Source organism: Polynucleobacter sp. 35-46-11, assembly GCF_002281105.1.
On sequence record NZ_NCFJ01000443.1, the window covers coordinates 1 to 2,071 of the forward strand.

Sequence of the window (2,071 nt, forward strand, 5' to 3'; positions counted from 1 at the left end):
AAGAACCGCATGGCTGGAAGTATCCTGGCTCAAGTTCTTAATCAATCCGGTAAGTCGGCTCCAAATGTAGATCATCCTGAAGATCTGAAGGCACTTGCTCATGCAATCATTGAGCTGCGTAAAGCAGATCAATTACTGGCATATCACGATCGTTCTGATGGTGGTTTATTTGCTTGTATCGCAGAGATGGCTTTTGCATCACACATTGGCATCTCCCTCAATGTTGACATGATTGCAGTAGATATTGGTCAAGAAGCAGATTGGGGTGATGCTAAGAACTGGGCGCAACAAGTATCCGGCCGACGCCATGAGCAAACCATGCGCGCATTATTTAATGAAGAGCTTGGTGCTGTAATTCAGATTCGTAAGTCTGATCGAGAAGCAGTATTTGCGGTTTTGCGTAAATTAAATCTGAGTGCTTACAGTCATGTGATCGCTAAGCCTAATACCAATGGTCGTATTGAAATTTGGCGTGATGCTAAAAATATCTTTGCAGAGCCGCGTGAAGTTCTCCAGAAAATGTGGGCAAATACCAGTTATCAGATTGCGCGCTTGCGCGACAACCCTGATTGCGCAGATAGTGAGTTTGCGCAACTCGATAACGTTGCCGATACTGGAATGTCACCAAAGCTGACATTTGATATTGCAGTCGATATTGCAGCACCATTTATAAACAAGAATGCTGGACCTAAAGTTGCCATCTTGCGTGAGCAGGGTGTTAACTCCCACGTTGAAATGGCTTACGCTATGAACTGGGCTGGTTTTGATACCTATGACGTGCACATGTCAGATTTGCTTTCCGGTAAGTCCAAGCTAGATGATTTCCGTGGGCTCATTGCTTGTGGAGGCTTTAGCTATGGAGATGTATTGGGCGCTGGTGAGGGTTGGGCAAAAACTATTTTGTTCAATAGTCAATTGCGGGATCAGTTCTCCTCTTTCTTTAATCGCCAAGATAGCTTTGCTTTAGGCGTCTGCAATGGCTGCCAAATGATGAGTAATCTCTCTGGAATTATTCCAGGCGCAGAAGCCTGGCCTAAATTTACCCGTAACCAGTCCGAACAATATGAAGCTCGCCTTGTGATGGCTGAGGTAATGGCTTCGCCTTCGATCTTTACGCAGGGCATGAGCGGCAGTCAATTGCCAATAGCTATTGCACATGGTGAAGGATTTGCTAATTTCAGTCAACAAGGTAATTTAGAGGCACTTCAGAAACAAGGATTAGCTGTCCTTCGATTTGTAGATCACCAAGGCAAGCCAACTGAAACTTATCCAATGAACCCGAATGGTTCACCTGGTGGTTTAACCGGTGTCACTACACCCGATGGTCGTTTCACCGTAATGATGCCGCATCCTGAGCGTGTCTTTAGGGCTGTGCAGATGAGTTGGGCACCAAAGGAATGGTTGGATACACCCGATGGTGCGAGCCCTTGGATGCGCTTATTCCGCAACGCTCGAGTCTGGGCAAAATAGTTCGTGTCAGATTTATCTATGGCGATGGAGCCGGTGACATTTTCTGAGAGCGGTGGGGTACGCTATTTACACTTTGGTAGCGAATTAATTCAGGGTGCGATGCGTATCCGTGATCCGGATGAAATCTATCTGGAATACAACCAGCAAATGATGGCTTGGCTACTCTTTTTGGAAACTAAGCCAGGAATGCGTATTGCTCAACTAGGCTTGGGTACTGGTGCTCTCACAAAGTTTACGCATCGCTATTGCCCAGCAGTTAAAACTACTGTTGTTGAACTCAATCCAGCTGTGATTGTTTCAGCTAGAAGCATGTTTTTCACGCCAGATGATGATCGCCGCTTAGAAACTTTGCAAGCTGATGCAAAAGCTTTTGTACAGAGCGCCAAGCATCAGGGTCACTTCGATGCAGTACAAGTGGATCTTTATGATGCGATTTGTGATGGCCCGGCAGCTAGCTCTCTCGACTTTTATAAGGGCTGTTACGACATCCTGAAATCGCCTGGCGTGCTAACTGTGAATTTATTCTCCCGCCATAAGAGTTTCGATATTAACTTGAACAATATTTGTGAGGCATTCGATAATCGTGTGCTGCTCTTTCCAG

At 45.8% G+C, this 2,071-nt stretch carries 2 protein-coding genes; both read left to right on the forward strand.

Annotated elements, in window-relative coordinates; all coding sequences use genetic code 11:
- A partial coding sequence (locus B7Y67_RS16105; protein WP_293599499.1) for a phosphoribosylformylglycinamidine synthase subunit PurQ occupies positions 1 to 1,470 on the forward strand: 1,470 nt, incomplete at its 5' end.
- A gap of 3 nt (positions 1,471 to 1,473) precedes the next feature.
- A partial coding sequence (locus B7Y67_RS16110; RefSeq protein WP_293599500.1) for a spermidine synthase occupies positions 1,474 to 2,071 on the forward strand: 598 nt, incomplete at its 3' end.